The following is a 20,983-nucleotide window of genomic DNA, read 5'->3' on the forward strand; positions in this document are numbered from 1 at the left end:
TAATGGATTCAGGCAGAATATGGCGTGTTTTATTTAAAAAATTGTAAAAGAAATTGCATCACGATTTCGATCAATCGCTTCACAATTGCATCTTGTGTGTCTTCATCAATTTTTGGTGCTTCATTTTGGTTTGATGAATTTGAACTATTTGTTGTTGATGTAGTTTCATTTAAGCTCGTGGACTTGGGTGGTTCAAATTTCTTTTGTAATGCTTTTAAATTGTCATTCGATACGTCTTCAGCGCACTGACTTTCTGCATCCCACTGCAAATATTCGATTTTTTGATTGGCTTTGACTTGAGTCGCTTTTAAAGGCAACTGATAGGTGTTGCGCTTCTGCTCTGCGGTTAATTGTGGAAAAAGATTGATCCCTGTTTCTTCTTCCAATTGACATACACTGATGATCTTCACCTTCAAAGAGTTGTCATTGGGTGCGTAATAAACGCCGATCACATCCGTTTTCGGAATATAAATCGCTTTATAGACCGCAGTGGGAACGATCACACCATCCCCAATGGTCTTGAGTTTTTTTCCACTAAATACAGGGCCTGTGACCACGTATACGTCATTTTTATGTTTAGTGACCATGGCACGAGTCGCTTCTTCCAGTTCACGCCACACTTGCTGATTATTTTTAGGTGACTGAGGCACCATGTTGGCCAGTGAGAAGCTATGAAACTGCGCTTCTTTATTCGACATATCAGCATTCGGCGCCATATGACCACGGTCATAGCCCGAACCACGGTAGTCTGATAACGTTGCACGATGTTTTGCACTGACGCGACTTTCTTCGTGAAAATTATCTTCTCGCTTAATTTTGCTACTTAATCTTTTGACGCTGAGGCTTTCTGCCACCCATAGAGGCGTTTTAGACACGCCAGAATACATGACGTTAAAACCGTTATAGCACAACGGATAGCTATTTTTTGTCAGGCTCTCTTTGACTAAATAAGGTGGCGTTTCACGATAAAATTGATTTAAACAAGCAGCGTTATTGGTACTTCCACTAAACGGAATGAATTGTGAAATTTTTTCTTGACCAAATGCAATCGCAAAACTACTTGCGGCAACCAGTCCTAACACAGCTTTTATCACGAAATTACTCAATCGACTTTACCCAATAGAAACACGTTTAGTTGATGATTTATTCGATGCATGAACAAGTCACGTATGCACGATACATTTGGTCAATGATCAATTTTAAACAGCTTAACAAGCAATCAACAGCAAGTATATCAAGTGAATTTTCAAGTGAATAAAGCTTCTGCAATTTTTGTATAAATTAACAGCACCACACGTAACCAATTGTTGTGTTTGTAATGTATTTGTTGGGGTAAATAGATGGGTTTAAGTATTTTTTATTGATTAGATACAAACCATTATGACAAGGTAAGTTGTGCCTTTTGCATTGATATTCAGAGTTTTAACTTAACTTAATAAATTACTTATTATTTAACAAATCGAATGGGTAATTTCAAAATCTGAATTCTCATCTTAGGAGTCTTATATTATGCGTACTCAAATTTTATCTTTCAGTCTTTTAGCGGGTTTATCTGCTGCTAGTTTCGCAGCATTTGCTGAACCACCTGTACAGGCAGGTGAAACACTTGAAAGTTTATCAAAAGCTAAAGTGACCACGACTGTAAATGGTCAACCGGGTTCCTTAAATGAGCTGTTATCAAGCGGTCAAATTAAGTTAGCTGAAGGTCAACCAAACGCCAATGTAGCACAGTCTGCTCCTCATCAAACATCAACTCAAGTACCGAGTGCATCAGCTGAAGCTCAGGGACAAATCAAGCCTGTAGAGCCTGCTGTCGCGCAGCCTGATGCAAATGCTGAAGCACCTCAACCTGCTGAGCCAACCAACTAAATATAGTGTGCCCGTTTTGATTGTATTGAGTCAGGTTTAATACATTTAGACTTTTATCCATAGAAAAATAAACAAAAAGCCAAGGTTCAGAACCTTGGCTTTTTTGAGCGCTGTTAAATCAAAATCTGCACGACTAAAATCAAGCCACTCGGTTAAATCTCAATTTGACTTCCCATCTCAACCACACGGTTCGGTGGAATATGGTAAAAATCACTGACAGGACTGGTATTTCGTTGCATCGAAATGAATAATTTTTCCCGCCACGGCGCCATACCATCACCCACCGTATGAATCAGGCGATCCCGCGAAATAAAGAAACTGATCCGCATCATGTTAAATTCGACACCTGCATCTTCATAAGCTTGTTGCAACGCTTGCGGAATATTCGGCTGATCTTTAAAGCCATAATAGACAAAGATTCTAAAGAATCGATCATCCATTTTTTCAACATTGATCCGTTCTTGATCCGATACAAAAGGAACATCTCGTGTCACTACCGTGACCATAATATTGCGTTCATGCAAAACTTTATTGTGCTTAATATTGTGCAACATCGCATGTGGCACAATATTCGGCGTTCCTGTTAAGAAAATAGCATCCCCTGGAACGATGGGTGTTTCATTACTCATACTCACGCTTTTAATGAATAAATCCATCGGCAATGCATCAGACTCAAGACGATTCAACACAATTTGGCGTCCATCTTTCCATGTCATCAAAATGGTATATACCACAGCGCCAATCAAAATCGGCACCCATCCACCATCCATGATTTTTAACGAGGTTGAAGCGACAAAAATCAAATCAATCAATAACAATGGAATTGCAAATAATGCGACTTTCCACATCGGCCAACGCCAAACACCATAAGCCAAGATACTGATCAAAACTGTCCCACACAGCATGGTCATGGTCACTGCGACCCCATAAGCACTGGCTAAGTTGGCACTGTTTTCAAACAATAGAATCAGAATCACAACGGAAATAAACAATACCCAATTGATGAAAGGGACGTAAATCTGCCCACGCTCAACCTGCGAGGTGTGTTGAACCGTTAAACGTGGTAAATAGCGTAATTGGATGGCTTGATTGACCATTGAAAAAACGCCTGTAATAACTGCCTGAGAAGCAATCACCGCTGCGGCAGTGGCCAAACCAATCATTGGGTATAAAGCCCAATCTGGTATCAGTAAATAAAAGGGGTTTTCCAATGCCGCTGGATCACGCAGTAATAATGCCCCCTGTCCTGCATAATTCAGCAATAAACACGGCAGTACAATAATAAACCATGCCAATTTAATCGGCAGTCGTCCAAAATGTCCCATATCTGCATATAAAGCTTCACCACCTGTAATGGTGAGAATCACAGCACCCATTGTTAAAAATGCAACATAGGGCTGTTGTACGACAAAGTTAATTGCCCAATGTGGACTCACCATTGCCAATACAAATGGAGTTTGCATCACGCTCCAAAGTCCCAACACACCGATGGACAGAAACCATGCCAAGGTTAATGGACCAAAGAGCTTACCCATCGTTCCTGTACCATGGCGTTGTACCAAAAATAGCCCTGCTAAAATACCAATCGCTAAAGGGGTTAACCATTGATTGAACATTGGCGTTGCAATGCTCAAACCCTCAATTGCAGAAAGTACTGAAATGGCTGGTGTAATAATCCCATCACCAAAAAATAGTGATGCACCAATAAAACCTAAAGCAATCAAGTAAATTTTCTTTTGATCTGCGATGCGGGTCGAACGCAGGTTCAATGCCAATAATGACATGATCCCACCTTCACCATTGTTATCCGCACGCATAATCACACTGACGTACTTAAAGCTGATGGTCAGCATCATGCACCAAAATATGAGTGACAAGATGCCCAATACAGTCGCATCGGTAATCGCAATATGTGCTGTGAGAAAACATTGTCTGAGTGCATAGAGTGGACTGGTTCCAATATCACCGAATACCACGCCGAGTGCTGCCAGTGTGATGGCAGGTAAGGCCGCTTTTTTTGCAGTACTTTGCATAGTGTTGTCTTCAAATTTTAGACAGGATTTTTTCGCCATCATAACACTGCGATTAAACTTTTTCTGCAAATCAATTGTTTCAGCTTGGCACAAGCTAAAATATTGGTTATTATCGCTCGCCTTGGTGAAGTGTCCGAGTGGCTGAAGGAGCACGCCTGGAAAGTGTGTAAACGTTTATAGCGTTTCGAGGGTTCGAATCCCTCTTTCACCGCCAAATTCGATTTTTATAGTAGTTTACCGTAGTGCAAAAGGCTTGATTCTAAAAGGATTAAGCCTTTTTTACGCCCGATACAATACGGTGGATTACGGTAGTATACCGACAACTTTCTCGGTATACGTTCAAATCAGCTAAATTTTGACCACCAATCCAGAGAAGTGCTGATTTTGTACCAACAACGGCTTTGTTGCACAAAGGCTTGAAAGGCAGAGCTAACCTAAGTGAGCCAAATTTAAGTCACAACTTAAGTATGAGAGCGACCTGATTCTGTAAATCTGTTGAGTACTGCTACGCCTGCATGAATCTCGTTCACCTGACTAGGGAAACTTTTTGATATTAATGTATCGCCCAATAATTTGATGCAATGCATCTTGGTTTCCACCCAACTTCGACGATGATAACCAGACCACTTTTTCCAAAGGGATCTTCCTAAACGTTTGACTGTTTTCAATAACTCATTCCGCTCTATAGACCTCGCTTGCTGATCTTTCCATGGCTTTGCATTCTTTCTTGGTGGAATGGTCGCATGTGCATCTCGATCTAAAATGACTTGTCGGCAGTGCTTTGTGTCATAAGCAATCTGTATAGACTAAATGAATCTGCTCATCCAGTGGAATTTGAGCAAGTAAATCTTCGAGTACTTGTGAATCACTGACATTATTTGTAGTGAGTTGTACAGCAGGTATTTGAAGGGTTTCAACATCTATAGCAATATGAAGTTTACGCCACTGGCGACGATATTCAGGCCCATGTTTCTTACACTTCCATTCGCCTTCACCTAGAAACTTCAAACCAGTAGAGTCCATGATGAGCAGTGTACTGCGCAAGGAAGTCCATCACGACTTTCTTGATAGCTAATCGCGATATCAATATGCTTTTGTCTTCTACAAAGCGTCGTGTAATCTGGGGCTGTCCAATCTAATCCGCAAAGTTTAATCAGCCTTTGAACAAAACCTGTGACTATACGTAAAGAGAGTCTAAATAGAGATTTGATCATTAAGCAACATTGAATAGCTGTATCGGAGTAGATTTGATTTCGACCTTGTTTGCCTTGTGACTGTGCATACCACTGAGTCTTTGGATCAAACCAAATGGAAATATTGCCACGGTTAATCAGTCTTCGCAGTATACTGCTCATATAGGAGGACCGATTGGTTGTACGATAAATTTTAGGGACAGGCTTATTCATTTTGAAATTATATTGCCTAATAAGCCTTCTATGCTAGGTTTGTGCAACAAAGCCATTTTAAACTAAACACGTTGTTTTTGAACATTACCCAATTTCGATGCATCAAATCTATAAAACTCTATTAGAATTTAACAAAATATTAGATCCTTACGCTCTATGTGCGAATGAATAAATGTTATTCTTTTTACATAGCGAATATAACCAAGCATATCAATGAACACCACACCAACCCATCAAGCTTTACAACCAGAATTTAGATTACTGGTGTTTCTTGTTGCGATTGGTTTTTTCATGCAAGGGCTTGATACCACTATCATTAATACTGCAATTCCAGCAATTGCGCATAGTCTGAATGAAGACCCGCTCAGTATGCACAGTGTGGTCGTGGCTTATGTACTGTCTGTCGCCGCGTGTATTCCTTTAAGTGGATGGTTAGCCGATCGTTTTGGCGTTCGTAATACATTCTTTGCTGCAATTGTGATCTTTACCTTTGCCTCACTGGGTTGCGCATTTTCAAGCAGTCTCAATGAACTTTTGGTCTATCGCGTCATTCAAGGCATTGGTGGCGCATTCTTATTGCCTGTCGGTCGTTTGGCGATGCTTAAAATTATTCCCCGTACCCAATTTCTAGCAGCAATGAGCTTGATGAGTCTTGCAGGATTAATTGGTCCACTGATTGGTCCAACCTTAGGCGGTTGGATGGTGGAGTATATGACATGGCATTGGATCTTTTTAATCAATATTCCGATGGGCATACTGGGCGTCATTGTCACCTTTAAAGCGATGCCGAATGTTAAAGAAATAACAGTTAAAAAATTTGATTTCAGTGGATTTATACTGCTCGTGCTCGCTATGGTTGGGCTATCACTCGGTATTGAAAATCTCGCCAATCAACACAGTGCGGCTTGGGTGAGCATCGCATTGATCATCACAGGCTTGGTCGCAACGTTGATTTATGCTTTTCACGCAATGACTCATCAAAATGCTTTATTTAGAGCGTCTCTATTTAAAAATCATATCTTTACCATCGGGATTTTAGGCAATTTTTTTGCGCGTTTTGGTGGTAATGCCTTACCCTTTCTTATTCCGCTCATGCTACAAGTCGCGTTTGGCTTCGATCCGTTCATTACGGGACTATTAATGATTCCGACTGTATTGGGTTCATTGGCATCAAAACCGATTATTCGTCCGCTGATTCAGCGCTTTGGTTATCGTCATGTGCTGTTGGTCAATACAGTGTTGGTCGGCATATGTATTGCCAGTTTTGCACTGCATACCGCAGATACACCGATATGGTTGCGTTTAATTCATTTCTTTATCTTTGGTGTACTGAATTCTTTGCAGTTTGTTTCGATGAACACACTGACGCTTAAAGACTTATCTCAGCAAAATGCAAGCAGTGGTAATAGTTTTTTGTCCATGATCATGATGCTTTCGATGAGTTTGGGCGTGGCTTTAGCTGGAACATTGGTCAATGTATTTACACAGCATTTAGGCACGGTGCATACCCTACAGGCTTTCCATTACACCCTATTATGTTTGGCAAGTATCAATATCATTGCCGCGCTGATTTTTTGGCAAATTCCTAAAAACACCGCTATTTAGTATTCACTGGAAAATCTCACTCGATTTCAACACACCTGATGGTCACCTCCTTGAGATCGAGTTATGATGTGATCAATAAGTGCTCTCATACATATTTATGGCTAAAATAAACAAAAAGACAAATTGGACGCGAGTGTATTTTATGTCACTTGCAAGTATCGGACTGAGTCTCTGTATTGCTGTATTTATTTACTCTTTTTCTTTCTTTTTTCCAAAACAATATGCCAAAGCCGAAGAATACCCCATCAAAGGCTTTGACGTTTCACATCACCAAAAAGACATTGATTGGAATCTAATCTCTCCGCAAGAGTTTAAATTTGTCTATTTAAAGGCCACAGAAGGCGGCGATTTTAAAGACCGTAAATTTCAACAAAATTGGTTACAAGCGCGAGAACAAGGATTCTTAGTCGGGGCTTATCATTTTTATCGACTGTGTCGCGATGGCAATATTCAAGCACAAAATTTTATAGAAACAGTATCTAAAAAATCTGATGCTTTGCCACCTGTGATTGATTTGGAGTATGAAGAAAACTGTATCAACCAATACACCAAAGAACAGTTACTCAAAGAGATTCAGGTGATGCATGACCGCCTACATCGACATTATGGCAAACAACCGATATTTTATATTTCCAAAGCATTTTATAATATTGTCTTGGTCGATCAATTCCCAAATACACCGTTGTGGGTCCGTGAATACAAAAGTAAACCACAACTTAAAAATGATCCCAAATGGCATTTTTGGCAACATACGAATCAGGGTAAGATCAAAGGTATAACAACCACTGTCGATCTCAATGTTTTCAACGGCGACGAATATGCATGGCAAAGTTTTCTTGAAAAAAATCAGCTTTACCCTATGCCAAAATCAACAAAATAAAACGCCTAAACTTAGAAATATTGCTTTGAATCAATGGCAACCTCCTCCTCAAGAAATTTAAAAAGTGAAAGACATGCAATAGCTCGGACACAATATGTCGTTTATCATCGCTAAGCGGAGTGTCTTAGTCAATCAATGTGAGTTTTTAGGCTAAAATGATCCATTCACTTGCGAATGTTGCTCTGCCTATTGAATGTATGAGAAAAATAATTCATATCGACATGGATGCATTCTATGCATCTGTTGAACTTCGGGATCAACCAGAGCTCAAGCATTTGCCAGTCGTGGTTTCATCCCACCATCCTCGTGCAGTTATTTGTGCAGCATCCTACCCTGCGCGTGTGTTTGGATTACGGTCTGCCATGTCCATGAGCCAAGCTAAAAAACGCTGTCCACAAGTCGTAGTGATTGAACCCAATTTCCCCAAATATCAAGAAGTGTCTCGTCAAATTCATGAAATTTTTCGGCAATATACCGATCTGATTGAACCCTTATCTTTAGATGAAGCTTATTTGGATGTCACACATAATTTCAAAGGCTTAGCCAGTGCCACTGAAGTCGCCATGCACATTCGGGCGGATATATTTTCACATACTGGATTAACCGCATCTGCCGGTGTAGCACCGAATAAATTCTTAGCCAAAGTCGCTTCAGACTGGAATAAACCTGATGGAATATTTGTGGTAAAACCCCATCAGATTCAACACTTCATCGAAAACCTTGAACTCAAAAAAATTCCAGGCGTGGGTAAAGTGACCCAAGAAAAACTTGAACGCCTGCAACTGAAAACGCTCGGTGATTTGCAACAAGTTAAACAAAGTATATTGATTCACCATTTTGGAAAATATGGAAAACAATTGTTTCTATATGCGCAAGGGATTGATGAACGTCCTGTGCAAGCAGAACGGCAAAGACAACAGATTTCTAAAGAAACCACTTTTGATCAAGATTTAACACTTTCAGAATGTAGCATTCATTGGTCATCTTTAATTGAACGAGTCTGGTCTAATTTGGAGAAAAAAAAACTTCAAGCGCGTGGCGTTACAGTCAAACTGAAATTGAAAAATTTTCAAGTTTTACAACACAGCAAAAGTTTTAAACATCCGCTTAAATCGATACAAGAACTTGAGCAAATCCTACACCTGCTATTATCTGAAATGCATATTCCTAAAAATGACCAATTTCGACTCATTGGTGTCGGTGTTTATCAACTCATAGATCAGGCAGAACAAGCTCAATTGGACTTGTGGTAGCCACCAAATCAGCTACATTTTTTTGTGTTAAGTTAATGATAATAACTTACATGCATGGCTGAAATTTCAGCAAAAGAATAAAATTAGACCAAATATTGATAGCAAATCTATTTTTTTCGGGTAATCTAATTCCCGCTATACATTACCCATGTATCAGCTGAGATGCTAAAAGACACCTTAAATTTTAGCATTTAGTCCTGTGATTGGCGTGACGATCAATCCGAATATTACAGGACCCTCTGTTATACCTCATGGGCTCTCTTTGTATGCAAACCGCACCTCTCAGTTCTGATCTTCAAGAACAACGTGCCCGTAAAGCTGCGCTCAGTAGTTTTGTGGGTGCTGTCGTCGACTGGTACGACTTTTTACTTTATGGCATTGTTGCCGCACTCATTTTTAAAGACCAATTTTTTCCCAGTATTGACCCGAGTATGGGTACCTTAGCTGCGCTCGCAACTTTTGGCGTCGGTTTCTTATTCCGTCCGCTCGGTGGCGTGATCTTCGGTCATTTTGGCGATCGTATCGGTCGTAAAAAAATGTTGGTATTGACTGTTTTGCTCATGGGCACCGCCACCGTTGGCATCGGTTTACTGCCTAATTTTGAATCGATTGGTTGGTGGGCACCTGTTCTACTGGTCACGCTTCGTGCCATCCAAGGTTTTGCTGTGGGTGGTGAATGGGGCGGCGCAGCCCTCATGGCTGTAGAAAATGCCCCGAAAGGCAAAAAAGCCTTTTACAGTAGCGGTGTTCAAATTGGTTACGGTGTCGGATTAGTCCTCGCCACAGGTTCTGTCTCTTTAGTGCTAATGACTTTTGGTGAACAAGCTTTTGCTGATTGGGCTTGGCGTATTCCATTTATTGCCAGTGCTGTTTTACTGTTTGCCGCTTTTTGGATTCGTCGTGATCAAGATGAATCACAAGAATTTGTAGAAAAAGTGATTGAAGCAGATAAAAAACCTCAAAAGCTTCCAATCCTTCAAGCGATTAATCAAAATCCAAAAGCATTTTTTTATATCATTGCACTGCGCTTTGCAGAACTGCTGACGATGTATTTAGTCACCAACTTTGCACTGAATTATTCCACCAATAATTTGGGGATGGATAAGCAATTCTTTTTGAATATTGCACTCATGGTCGGTGCAATCAGTTGTTTTAGCATTCCACTATTTGCATGGATCTCCGATAAAATCACCCATAAAAGTATGTGCGTGGTCGGTGGTCTCATTGGAGCTATGTCAGCTTATCCATTCTTCATGGCGTTAGATGCTCAAAATACCTGGCTGATTGTGATCTTTGCGATTTTACTTGCCAATGTTGCACATGACATGGTGGTTGCAGTTCATCAACCCATTTTCACCTCACTATTTGGTACAGAGTATCGCTACAGTGGTGCTGGGGTGGGTTATCAAGTCGCGAGTATTATTGGCGGTGGCTTTACGCCAATGATCGCTGCAGCATTGGTGATTTGGGGTGATGGTTCATGGCAATACGTCGCACTATATCTAGTCTTGGGCTGTTTTATTACGGCACTTGTGGCAGCAATCATGCCGAATACGACGCAAGAAAAATAGGTTTAAATTTTTAAAACTATGGTATTGAAAGCAAGTGATTTTTTATTCGCTTGCTTTTTTTATTTGATTTAAAATAATCCTCATAATATCGATAGAATTGTGTGATGAATAATAAGAAACAGATTTTATGCGTTGAAGATGATGCCGCAATTCTCATGCCTTTACGTTATGCACTTGAACGTGAAGAATGGCAAGTGACTTGCGCGAATACAGGCACTCAAGCCATTCAACTGGCTTTAGAACAAGAGTTTGATTTCATTATTTTAGATGTTGGGCTTCCAGATATTAACGGCTTTGAGGTCTGCAAAAAAATTCGTCAGATCAAGTACACTCCTCTGTTATTTTTAACTGCACGAGATGATGAAATCGATCGAATCATTGGCTTAGAAATTGGTGCTGATGATTATTGTCCAAAACCCTTTAGCTCTCGTGAAATCGTGTCTCGTATCAAGGCCATTTGGCGACGGATGGAATTACATTCAATAAGCAGTCACAAATCAGTTGATCCATTACAAGTAGAAAAAATACAGTCACGATCTACTGCATGGCATTGTGTCGATGAAGCTTTACAGATTCATTATCTCGGGCAAAGTTTGAGTCTGACTCGTTATGAATACCGACTGTTAAAATTATTGATTTCGCATCCCGAACAGGTCTTTAGTCGTCAGCAATTGATGGATCATATCTGGGAACATCCAGAACATAGTTTAGAACGCACAGTCGACACGCATATCAAAAGTTTAAGACAAAAACTTAAGCAAATTAGCCCTGACATCGACCCGATTATCACACATCGTGGCTTTGGATATAGCCTCAAAAGAATGGATTAAAACATGTCTATTTTTATTCGGATTTGGTTCTTTTTTGGTTTAGTCATCTTACTTGGGCTCTGGTTCATGTCATATGTCTTTAACCAACAAGTCAAACCGAATATGCGCCAAGTGGTAGAAGATACTTTAGCGGAAAATGCCAATATTATTGCCATGTTGGTCGCTGAAGATGTACAGAGTGGACAAGTCGCCACACCCGAGTTTGATCAAAAAATTCAAAATGCCTTAAATCGAAAACTCAATGCCACCATTTGGCAACACAATAAACAGCAAATCAATCAGCAGATTTACATCACCAATGCTCAAGGCAAAGTCATTTACGATTCGCAAGATCTGGCTTTAGGACAAGATTATTCCAAATGGAATGATGTTTATCTGACCTTACAAGGCAAATACGGCGTGCGTTCTACAAGAGCGGATTATAATGACAGTAATAGCAGTATTATGTTTATTGCCGCACCAATTTTCTATGAGCAAAAGCTTATTGGTGTGGTGAGTATTGGCAAACCGAACAGTTCGGTACAACCTTATTTACAACGTGCTGAAGACAAACTGATTCGCCAAGCATTTTGGATTGCCCTATTATCGTTATTTCTGGCTAGTTTGGTCGCTTATTGGTTAAAACACAGTATTGATCGAGTACGAAAATATGCCCAAGCCCTTGCACCGGTGAATCAAACGCCACATTTCCGCTCCGCTAAAGAGCTGAATTTGGTGGCTCAAGCGGTAGAAAACATGCGAGAAAAACTTGAAGATCGTGCTTATGTGGAACACTACGTCAATACCCTCACTCATGAACTTAAAAGTCCTTTAACCGCGATTCAAGCCAGTGCTGAGCTACTCAAAGAAGATTTACCTCCGGATGATCAACGAAAATTTGCAGATCATATTCATGCCCAAAGCCAGCGTCTAAAAACGCTGATTGATCGTATGCTACTGCTGACCCGTTTGGAAAAAAATCAACATGTGCTTGAAGCCCAAAGCTTAGATTTGACGAAGGTGATTCAACACGTCATCAGACAAAATCAGAGTCAAATTCAGCACAAAAAATTACAACTTTTTCTCGATTTAAAACAGCCTTGCATGATTGAGGCTGATGATTTTTGGCTACAACAAGCACTGAATAATCTTATTGATAATGCTATAGATTTTTCAATTCATCAGTCAAAGCTTTGCATTCATGTGCATGAAGAAAAAGATCATGTTCTGATTCAGGTCTTTAATGAAACTGAAGCCATTCCTCAGTATGCATTGAATCAAATCTTCGATCGTTATTTTTCTTTGCCTCGTCCGATCAACAATCAACGTAGTTCGGGTATTGGACTGAGTATCGTAAAAAAAGTAGTCGAACAACATCATGGTAACATTGACATTAAAAATATAGCGACGAATCAACTGGCATTTATAGAACAGCATGATTCAGGTGTTTTAGTGAGTTTAAAACTACCTAAAAAGTTCACTTAAACTTCATATAAACTTCGTGCCAACTTCAAGTAAAACGCATTTCCCTTTTGCACACTCATACCGATACAAAGTAGATAGAAGGTATGTATGATGCAAAGAAATTTCTTAGGCTTTAAAATTTTAACCATCGCTGGGCTGATGGGCTTGTTCTGTATCGGTTTATTATTCTTATCTAGTCTTGTTTCAGAACGGCAAAGTTATCAACAACATTTTTTAAATGATATTGCTCAAAATCAAGTCAGTGAGCAAAGTATTATTTCGCCCTATATTCGCATTCCCTATACAAAATTAGTGCCCTGTTCAAATGATGCAACTAAACAATGTAATTCTTTAAAATGGGCTTATATCAGTGCGGATCGAACATCGTGGGAGTCCGATTTTTTAGTATCGGATCAAAATTATAAGCGCAGTATTTATCGTGCGATCAGTTATCAAAATAATTTGAATGCCATTGGACAATTTTCTAAACCTCCTGTTGAAGAAACTAATTTTGAGTGGAATAAAGCTGAAATTGTTTTTCCAATTCGTGATGCCCGTGGTTTAAAAGCAAAGCCAACCATTCTAATTGATTCGACAACCTATGAGTTTAATTTCTCTGATGAAAATCGTGCACAGTCAGGTTTTGACTTGCTGACATTAAGTGCTGAAAAGCATCCTGAACTCATCTCTGCCGTTCAAAATGGATTTAAATTTAACAGCAAACTGAGTATTGAAGGTTTAACTAAGTTTGTACTGATCCCAACCAGTCATCAGTTTCAATATAAAGCCAAAGGTAATTGGCAAGATATCAAGTACGATGGTCAAATTCTCCCATTCAATAAATTGAGCCGTAATGATCACTTCAATGCAGAATGGAACAATATTGCAGTGGGTAACAACAACTTAATAGAAATTGCAAAGTGTCAAAGTAAGGCGTGTCTAAAAAATTTAAGTCAGGGCTTTTCAGCCTCTCAAGATGAATATGAAATTCAAACAAAAATGGGGCTCAGTGCTGAATTTATCGAACAAGTAAATATCTATAGCCAAACTGACCGTGCGATTAAGTATGGTGTGATGATCATACTCATTACTTTTGCCAGCTTCTTTTTATTCGAAGTCCTAAAAGGATTAAGAATTCACCCGATTCAATACACCCTAGTGGCTTTGGCACAAGCTATCTTCTTTCTCCTACTGTTATCGATCAGTGAATATTATGCCTTTGCACTGGCTTATTTAGTTGCTGCCATAGCCTGCATTTTACTCATGACATGGTATTTGTATTACATCATGCAAGGCTTAAAAGCTGCCGCAATGTTCAGCATTATCCTCAGCGCTTTGTATAGCATGGTTTACTTGCTTCTACAATCTAGTGGTAAGACCTTCCTCATGGGTTCAATTTTGTCCTTCATTTTACTGGCTGGTGTGATGTATATCACTCGACATGTGAAATGGTACGAACTGAATCAAAACAATAGTTCGAATTTAACTTTGAAGTAACAGATTCTGCTCAGGATCGAGCTATTGATCCTGAGCACTACCTTCATTACCAACTTAAATTATTGGAGAGCTTAGTGATGCAAACAAAACCATCTTTAAAATGCTTGAATGAACATTTTTGTATAAATACATCATTTGCATTTTGTTTAAATCAACTCAGAAGTCTACACATTCATTTTTTAAATTTAGGGAATATCATTATTTGCCCTGAGCAACATTGTTTCTTTATTTTTTAGCTATAAACGTTTAGTACGGATTGAAAACTACACATGATCATGGGTAAATGCATTTGCACAGTCACTATCTTCACGTAAACTCAAATGATCTAGAAATAAACAAGAGAAATGACATGGCTGTACAACGTCTTCACGTCGCAAAACGCTTTTCAGAAATTGCCATTTCAGGAAATTTAGTTCATTTGGCAGGTCAGTTGGCTTCAGATTTGAGTTTAGATATCAAAGGTCAAACGCAACAAACCTTCGATATGGTTGACCAATTTTTAGCAGATGCAGGTACAGATAAAAGCCATATTATGTGTGTGACTATTTATTTAAAAGATATTGAAAAAGACTATGCTGCATTTAATGAAGTCTGGGATGCATGGGTTGCAGATATTGAAGCCCTACCTCGCACCTGTGTCGAAGCCAAACTCTATGACCCCAATGTTTTAGTCGAACTCACAGTGGTTGCTGTCAAACCTGAAGCAGAGTAGCCATAATGTTAGGCAAAATCTTTTTTTAGACTCTCAAAGGATTTCTTTAAAAAATGCATGTATTCACATGCATTTTTTATCTTTATCCCCTTTTATATTCATCCAACTCGAATATTCACTACCCATAGATACGTGCTTTAGCCAAATCAGTAGATGAATACACTTCAAACTTCCCCAATTCAGCCACACTTACACTGGGTTTGTGTTGCATTTCAACAATTTCAGTCAAAAAATCTTCACGTAATTGTTGATACTCAGGCACATGCTCATAGCGAATGAGTCGATATCCTGCTGCCTCCAACAAAGCATCTTGTTGTATCGCAGAATGATTACGCTTTGATAAACTCGCATCCCCCAATGCAACAACAGCCACCACATGACAATCTCGATCTAACACGACAAAGTCCGCAAACATGCTGGCGTATTTACGTCGAGTCCGTGGGAATTTCGTCGTGAGTAAAGCATCAAATGAAACATGAGCAAATACATTTGCCTCAGGTAAAATTTCTTTAATTCGAGCAAAAGTCATTTGCTCTTCCGCGTTAAAAACAGCTCTCTGCCTTAAGATACTGTCCGATGGTTGCTTAGCTTTTAATCCGTTATAAGCAACGATCATCACGATGGTAAGTGCGATTACACTCACGACAATCATCATGTCCATTGTTTCAATCCTTATGTGTATTTTTATAATTCATTGTTGTTTAACATTTTATTTGTAATAAAACGCTTTTTATTGACCACTCATTGAATCCATTCAACGTCTTTACCATATTTTTATACACTTTAGAGTGGCATCCTAGAATACCAGTCTATTGAATCTATTTTCAAAAAGTCATTTTTTCAATTATTTAAGATAAGAATTTGTAGCACATTTAAGCAAGATGAAATCAAAATCATTTAACGCTTTGATCAGTATCTAACCACCAACCCATCGAATAATCCAAATACCAGTCTCATGAGTGTAAAGCCTTCGATCTACAAAAAATAATTTTGCTATGAAAATACTTTTTATTAAAAATAAGAGCAATCTAACCACAAACTGTATGACCCAATCCTTGCATCAACCTATTCTTAATTCTGCCTTGATCTACTATTTTTAACACTAACAAAAAAAGATTTCATCCAAAAATTGTTAAATGACATTACTGTGACATCCCCAATCTTTCTTTTATAAACCAAATAACTCGTCTTAACAATTTTTTCAGATAGAAATCATCGACTTTTTAAGCTTTTTAGAAAATATATTGGATTCATTTCTAGATAAAGTCTGTATTAAAACTTATCAACATTGTGAAAAAAGTTATCCACAAAAAAGGATGCCGAAGCATCCTGTTTATTCAAATATAACTCAGTAATTAAGCACGTGATCTCGATTTAGCATTGTTTTTTGGTTTTGAGCCACTCGGTTTTTTACGATCCCCTGTTTCACGTGGAGGCAGACCGGTATGCTGAGTCAAAATTTGACCCCGCTCAGGACGTTTCTTGGTATTTGAAGGACGTGATTGATTTTGATCACTACGCTTCTGTGAATCCCCACCCACAGTTGAGTTCTTCTTCCGTGCGGATTGATACTGACCTTCAGTTGTTCCCGCAGGTTGATAGGTCGGAATCAAGTGTTGCTTCGAATTACCAATCAAATCCTGACGCCCCATTTCCTTTAAGGCTTCACGTAGTAAAGGCCAGTTGTTTGGATCATGGTAACGTAAGAATGCCTTATGCAAACGACGACGCTTCTCGCCTTTCACAATATCCACACTTTCGGTATAACGCGCGACTTTAGACAGCGGATTTTTACCTGTGTAGTACATCGTGGTGGCAGTCGCCATTGGTGACGGATAGAAGGTTTGTACTTGATCCGCACGGAAGCCATTCTTCTTCAACCAAATCGCCAAATTCATCATGTCATAATCCGTTGTACCTGGATGTGCCGCGATGAAATATGGAATTAAGTACTGCTCTTTACCTGCTTCCTTACTGAAACGATCAAACATTTGTTTAAAGCGATCATAGGTCCCGATTCCCGGTTTCATCATCTTCGACAATGGACCTTTCTCGGTATGTTCAGGTGCAATCTTAAGATAACCACCCACATGGTGTGTGACCAATTCTTTCACGTATTCAGGGTTTAATACTGCAAGGTCATAACGCAGTCCCGAACCAATCAAAATCTTTTTAATGCCTTTAATTGCACGTGCTTTACGATACAACTGCGTCAAGGGAGCATGATCAGTCAATAAGTTCTGACACACACCCGGGTACACACAAGATGGCTTCCGACAGTTTTTTTCAATCTCAGGGTCATTACAGTGCAAACGATACATGTTTGCCGTTGGGCCACCTAAGTCCGAAATAATGCCGGTAAAGCCCGGTGCTGTGTCACGAATTTTTTCCACTTCACGAAGAATCGACTCTTCAGAACGGTTTTGAATAATACGACCTTCATGTTCTGTAATTGAACAGAAAGTACAGCCACCGAAACATCCGCGCATGATGTTGACGGAGAACTTAATCATGTCAAATGCAGGGAAACGTGCATTTCCATAAGATGGATGTGGTAAACGTGCATAAGGTAAATCAAACACGTAATCCATTTCTTCTGTGGTTAATGGAATTGGCGGTGGGTTCAGCCACACATCACGTTCACCATGCTTTTGCACCAATGCACGCGCATTACCTGGATTGGTTTCCAAATGTAAAATACGGTTGGCATGTGCATATAAAACAGGATCAATTGCCACTTCCTCAAAAGATGGCAAACGAATCACAGCCAATTCACGAGGTGGTAATTTGTGTTTAATCGCTTTAGAAATTGGTTGTAACTGTACAATTTGAGTGTTTTCGTCTAAATCATCACCTGCACGAACAATTGGATTCGCAACAGCTTCTTTTTGAAAACCTTGATACTGAGCTAAAGAGTTGCCTTTGTCTTTTTCAATTTCACAACCATCTAAATCTTCAGTCATCACATAAGGATTGATGATCGGATCGACACGCCCTACGGTATCCACATCATTCGATGCAATCTCGACAAACTTCGCTTTAGAAGGTCGATTGAGTTTGTTTACGATGAACGCTGTACCACGAACATCGGTAATTTCATGAATTTTTTCACCACGCGCCAAACGATGCATGACTTCTGTAATTGAACGCTCACCATTACCGTACATCAGTAAGTCAGCCTTCGAATCCATTAACACTGAACGACGAACTTTGTCAGACCAATAGTCATAATGTGCAATACGACGTAGTGAAGCTTCGATACCACCCAGCAAGACTGGAACATCTGGATAAGCTTCACGAACACGTTGGCAGTACACAGTTGCAGCACGATCTGGGCGTTTATTCGGTACGTTGTCTGGTGAATATGCATCATCAGAACGGATTTTACGATCCGCCGTATAACGGTTGATCATCGAATCCATATTCCCTGCGGTCACACCCCAAGCAATATTAGGCTTACCTAAAACACGGAACGCATCCACGCTGGTCCAATCAGGCTGTGCAATAATACCAACACGGAAGCCCTGAGCTTCTAACACACGTCCAATAATGCCTGAACAAAACGATGCATGGTCAATATAGGCATCGCCACAGACTAAAATAAAGTCACAACTGTCCCAACCGAGTTGATCCATTTCCTCGCGTGACATCGGCAAAAATGGCGCAGGTTCAAAACATGACGCCCAATATTTGTCGTAATCAAACAACGCTTTTGGCGCAGTCTGCATAGTATAAGCAGTAGACATGGCTAGCAATTCTCGGCTGGCAGATGGATGATCTCAAAAAAAGATCAAAGAAGATGAAAGCCGAGTATTTTACCATGAATTCCATCCATGTTGCTTGATTAAAAAACAATCAAAATAGGATTTTAACAATTTTCTGCTCATTTCGTTTTTTTAGAATGTTGAAATAGGTTAAATAATCAATATCCGACAAATGGAAGGTTTTATTTTTCTATTTAAAATCATCATCTTTTTTCATTTTTTTACCGCATTGACCATAAATCTAAAAGTACAGTCATTTAAGATATTTATAAATTCACAATATCAGCATAGCGTTAACAAAAAAATAAAGGGTTACCCCTAATGATTAAACGCTTCTTTATCTCTTTAATGGTCTTTATTCAATCCGTGGTATGGGCAAGTCCACCACAACAGAAATGGTATACAGAACAAGATGCATGGAAGAAATTACAACAACGAATGCCCCAAGCTTATCAGTTGAGTGAGCATGACCTTCCACAAGAATATTTTTGGGCTTGGCAAGAGCATCAGGTCCATGTTGATTATTATCCTCGACCTAATTCCAAAGCAAAAGTCATTTTATTGCATGGTGTCGGCACCAATGGGCGTCAAATGAGTTTGGTTTTAGGACATCCACTTGCTCAAGCTGGGTTTGAAAGCTTAGCTCTGGATCTTCCCGGTTATGGCTTAACTCAATATCCTTCGAAATCGAAAATTGTTTATCAAGATTGGATTCAATTGGTTAGCGATTTTGTAGATGCGGAAGCCAAGAAAGATGATCGCCCTATTTTCCTGTACGGTTTATCAGCGGGTGGGATGCTCACGATGCATGTCGCTATGCAGAATCAAAATATCAAAGGCATTATTGGCATGACTTTTCTAGATCAGCAAAATTTAGATGTCAAAAAAGGCACAATGCGTTTTAGTCCAATAAGCCCACTCCTACTACCCGCCATGCAAATAACAGCCAAGACGCCTATGGGTAGCATTCCTTTACCCATGTCTTTGGTCTCTAAAATGTCTAAACTGACCAATGACCCGCAAGCCTTGAAGATCATGCTCAAAGATAAAACTTCTGCGGGTAACACCATGAGCATTAAATTTTTAAACAGCTATATGAACTATAAACCGCCTTATCACGTGTCGTCATTTGTGCAATGTCCAGTATTGTTGACTCAGCCTGCTGAAGATCATTGGACACCTTTGTCACTGAGCCAAGAAGTATTAAAACGATTAAGTGTTCCGCACGAAGTGGTGATGCTTCCTAAAGGTGGTCATTATCCTGTGGAAAAAGAAGCGTTGGATCAATTAAAAATCAGCAGTATTGAATTTATTGAAAAGAATCTAGGGACTGGAGTTCGTTAGCAGTCACCATTTCAAAATTTCGATTTACTTTTTAATGAGAAAGTGAATGCAGAGATGAAATTTTTAAAAATTAGAAATGATTGATTACAACTTTTGTCACGTATTTTGAACAGATTTCACTTCAAAGTCTTACAGCTGAATCGTCAATCGATTGTTAGTTTAGATAGAGCTTGCATATATCATATGAGGGAACCAAAATGACCAAAAAAGCACTATTTATTACATCGAATCAAGGTGTTGAACAGGATGAATTGATTAAGCCTCTTGAGTTTTTACAAAGCAAAGGCATTGAAGTGATTCATGCTGCTGAGAAAAATGAAGAGGTCCAAACGGTTAAAAGTGATAAAACACCTGCAACACGATATACCCCGCAGACGACTTTAGAAAATGTCGCAATAGAAGATTACGATATTTTGGTGATTCCGGGCGGAACAGTAAATGCAGACACATTGAGAACCAATGCTAACGCTCAAAAGATCATTCAGTACTTTACTGATCATCAAAAGCCGATTGCTGCGATTTGCCATGCACCTTGGACGTTGATTAATGCTGAGCGTATTCGTGATAAAAATCTGACCTCCTATAAAAGTATTAAACTTGATCTACAAAACGCAGGTGCAAACTGGGTCGATGAACAGGTTCATCGTTGTAATACAGGTGGCTGGGTACTCATTACTTCAAGAGATCCAAATGATATTCCTGCCTTTAACCAAGCGATTCTTGAAGAATTAGAGACTTAGTGAATTTTGTACGAAAATGCTTACATCTAAAGCTGT

At 39.4% G+C, this 20,983-nt stretch carries 15 protein-coding genes, 1 tRNA gene and 1 pseudogene; 12 read left to right on the forward strand and 5 right to left on the reverse strand.

What is annotated here, in order from left to right:
* Positions 1-29 precede the first annotated feature (29 nt).
* Positions 30-1,106, reverse strand: coding sequence for a DNA/RNA non-specific endonuclease (locus AC5YCE_RS03615; protein WP_496124608.1), 1,077 nt, complete (start codon positions 1,104-1,106; stop codon positions 30-32).
* 403 nt (positions 1,107-1,509) lie between these two features.
* On the opposite strand from AC5YCE_RS03615, the gene AC5YCE_RS03620 reads away from it, so the two are divergent.
* Positions 1,510-1,869: a hypothetical protein gene (locus tag AC5YCE_RS03620; RefSeq protein ID WP_496171083.1), complete on the forward strand. Its 360-nt coding sequence runs from the start codon at positions 1,510-1,512 to the stop codon at positions 1,867-1,869.
* Between the two features lie 152 nt (positions 1,870-2,021).
* On the opposite strand, the gene AC5YCE_RS03625 is transcribed toward AC5YCE_RS03620, so the two are convergent.
* Positions 2,022-3,902, reverse strand: a complete 1,881-nt coding sequence (locus tag AC5YCE_RS03625) for a potassium transporter Kup (RefSeq protein ID WP_496171084.1) — start codon at positions 3,900-3,902, stop codon at positions 2,022-2,024.
* Between the two features lie 123 nt (positions 3,903-4,025).
* Between AC5YCE_RS03625 and AC5YCE_RS03630 the strand changes: the two genes are divergently transcribed.
* Positions 4,026-4,116, forward strand: a tRNA-Ser gene (locus AC5YCE_RS03630).
* Between the two features lie 247 nt (positions 4,117-4,363).
* Here the strand turns inward: AC5YCE_RS03630 and AC5YCE_RS03635 are convergent.
* A pseudogene (locus AC5YCE_RS03635) lies at positions 4,364-5,308 on the reverse strand (IS5 family transposase).
* A 213-nt stretch (positions 5,309-5,521) separates the two neighbouring features.
* On the opposite strand from AC5YCE_RS03635, the gene mdtD reads away from it, so the two are divergent.
* From mdtD to AC5YCE_RS03675, 8 genes are all read left to right on the forward strand, one after another.
* Positions 5,522-6,913, forward strand: coding sequence for a multidrug transporter subunit MdtD (gene mdtD / locus AC5YCE_RS03640; RefSeq protein WP_496171085.1), 1,392 nt, complete (start codon positions 5,522-5,524; stop codon positions 6,911-6,913).
* 97 nt (positions 6,914-7,010) lie between these two features.
* Positions 7,011-7,793, forward strand: coding sequence for a glycoside hydrolase family 25 protein (locus AC5YCE_RS03645; protein ID WP_496171086.1), 783 nt, complete (start codon positions 7,011-7,013; stop codon positions 7,791-7,793).
* Positions 7,794-7,990: 197 nt separating this feature from the next.
* Positions 7,991-9,046 carry a DNA polymerase IV gene (dinB, locus tag AC5YCE_RS03650; RefSeq protein WP_496171087.1) on the forward strand — a complete coding sequence of 352 codons (1,056 nt, stop codon included), beginning with the start codon at positions 7,991-7,993 and terminating at the stop codon, positions 9,044-9,046.
* Between the two features lie 266 nt (positions 9,047-9,312).
* Positions 9,313-10,617: a shikimate transporter gene (gene shiA, locus AC5YCE_RS03655; RefSeq protein ID WP_496171088.1), complete on the forward strand. Its 1,305-nt coding sequence runs from the start codon at positions 9,313-9,315 to the stop codon at positions 10,615-10,617.
* 104 nt (positions 10,618-10,721) lie between these two features.
* Positions 10,722-11,447: a two-component system response regulator CreB gene (gene creB / locus AC5YCE_RS03660; protein WP_496171089.1), complete on the forward strand. Its 726-nt coding sequence runs from the start codon at positions 10,722-10,724 to the stop codon at positions 11,445-11,447.
* A 3-nt stretch (positions 11,448-11,450) separates the two neighbouring features.
* Positions 11,451-12,911, forward strand: coding sequence for a two-component system sensor histidine kinase CreC (gene creC, locus AC5YCE_RS03665; protein WP_496171090.1), 1,461 nt, complete (start codon positions 11,451-11,453; stop codon positions 12,909-12,911).
* 90 nt (positions 12,912-13,001) lie between these two features.
* Entirely contained in the window at positions 13,002-14,387 is a 1,386-nt protein-coding gene (gene creD / locus AC5YCE_RS03670; protein ID WP_496171102.1) for a cell envelope integrity protein CreD, read from the forward strand.
* Positions 14,388-14,736: 349 nt separating this feature from the next.
* Complete coding sequence (locus tag AC5YCE_RS03675) at positions 14,737-15,099, forward strand: RidA family protein (protein ID WP_496171091.1); 363 nt, start codon at positions 14,737-14,739, stop codon at positions 15,097-15,099.
* A 118-nt stretch (positions 15,100-15,217) separates the two neighbouring features.
* Here the strand turns inward: AC5YCE_RS03675 and AC5YCE_RS03680 are convergent, their stop codons facing one another.
* Both AC5YCE_RS03680 and AC5YCE_RS03685 read right to left on the reverse strand, forming a co-directional pair.
* Positions 15,218-15,760: a DUF2726 domain-containing protein gene (locus AC5YCE_RS03680; protein WP_496171092.1), complete on the reverse strand. Its 543-nt coding sequence runs from the start codon at positions 15,758-15,760 to the stop codon at positions 15,218-15,220.
* Positions 15,761-16,454: 694 nt separating this feature from the next.
* Positions 16,455-18,845: a YgiQ family radical SAM protein gene (locus tag AC5YCE_RS03685; RefSeq protein WP_496171093.1), complete on the reverse strand. Its 2,391-nt coding sequence runs from the start codon at positions 18,843-18,845 to the stop codon at positions 16,455-16,457.
* 339 nt (positions 18,846-19,184) lie between these two features.
* Between AC5YCE_RS03685 and AC5YCE_RS03690 the strand changes: the two genes are divergently transcribed.
* Together AC5YCE_RS03690 and AC5YCE_RS03695 are read left to right on the forward strand one after the other, a co-directional pair.
* Complete coding sequence (locus AC5YCE_RS03690; RefSeq protein WP_496171094.1) at positions 19,185-20,207, forward strand: alpha/beta hydrolase; 1,023 nt, start codon at positions 19,185-19,187, stop codon at positions 20,205-20,207.
* 197 nt (positions 20,208-20,404) lie between these two features.
* On the forward strand, positions 20,405-20,947 hold the full coding sequence (locus AC5YCE_RS03695) for a type 1 glutamine amidotransferase domain-containing protein (protein WP_496171095.1): 543 nt from the start codon (positions 20,405-20,407) through the stop codon (positions 20,945-20,947).
* The last annotated feature ends 36 nt before the right edge of the window (positions 20,948-20,983 follow it).

Source organism: Acinetobacter sp. CY79 (assembly GCF_059515845.1).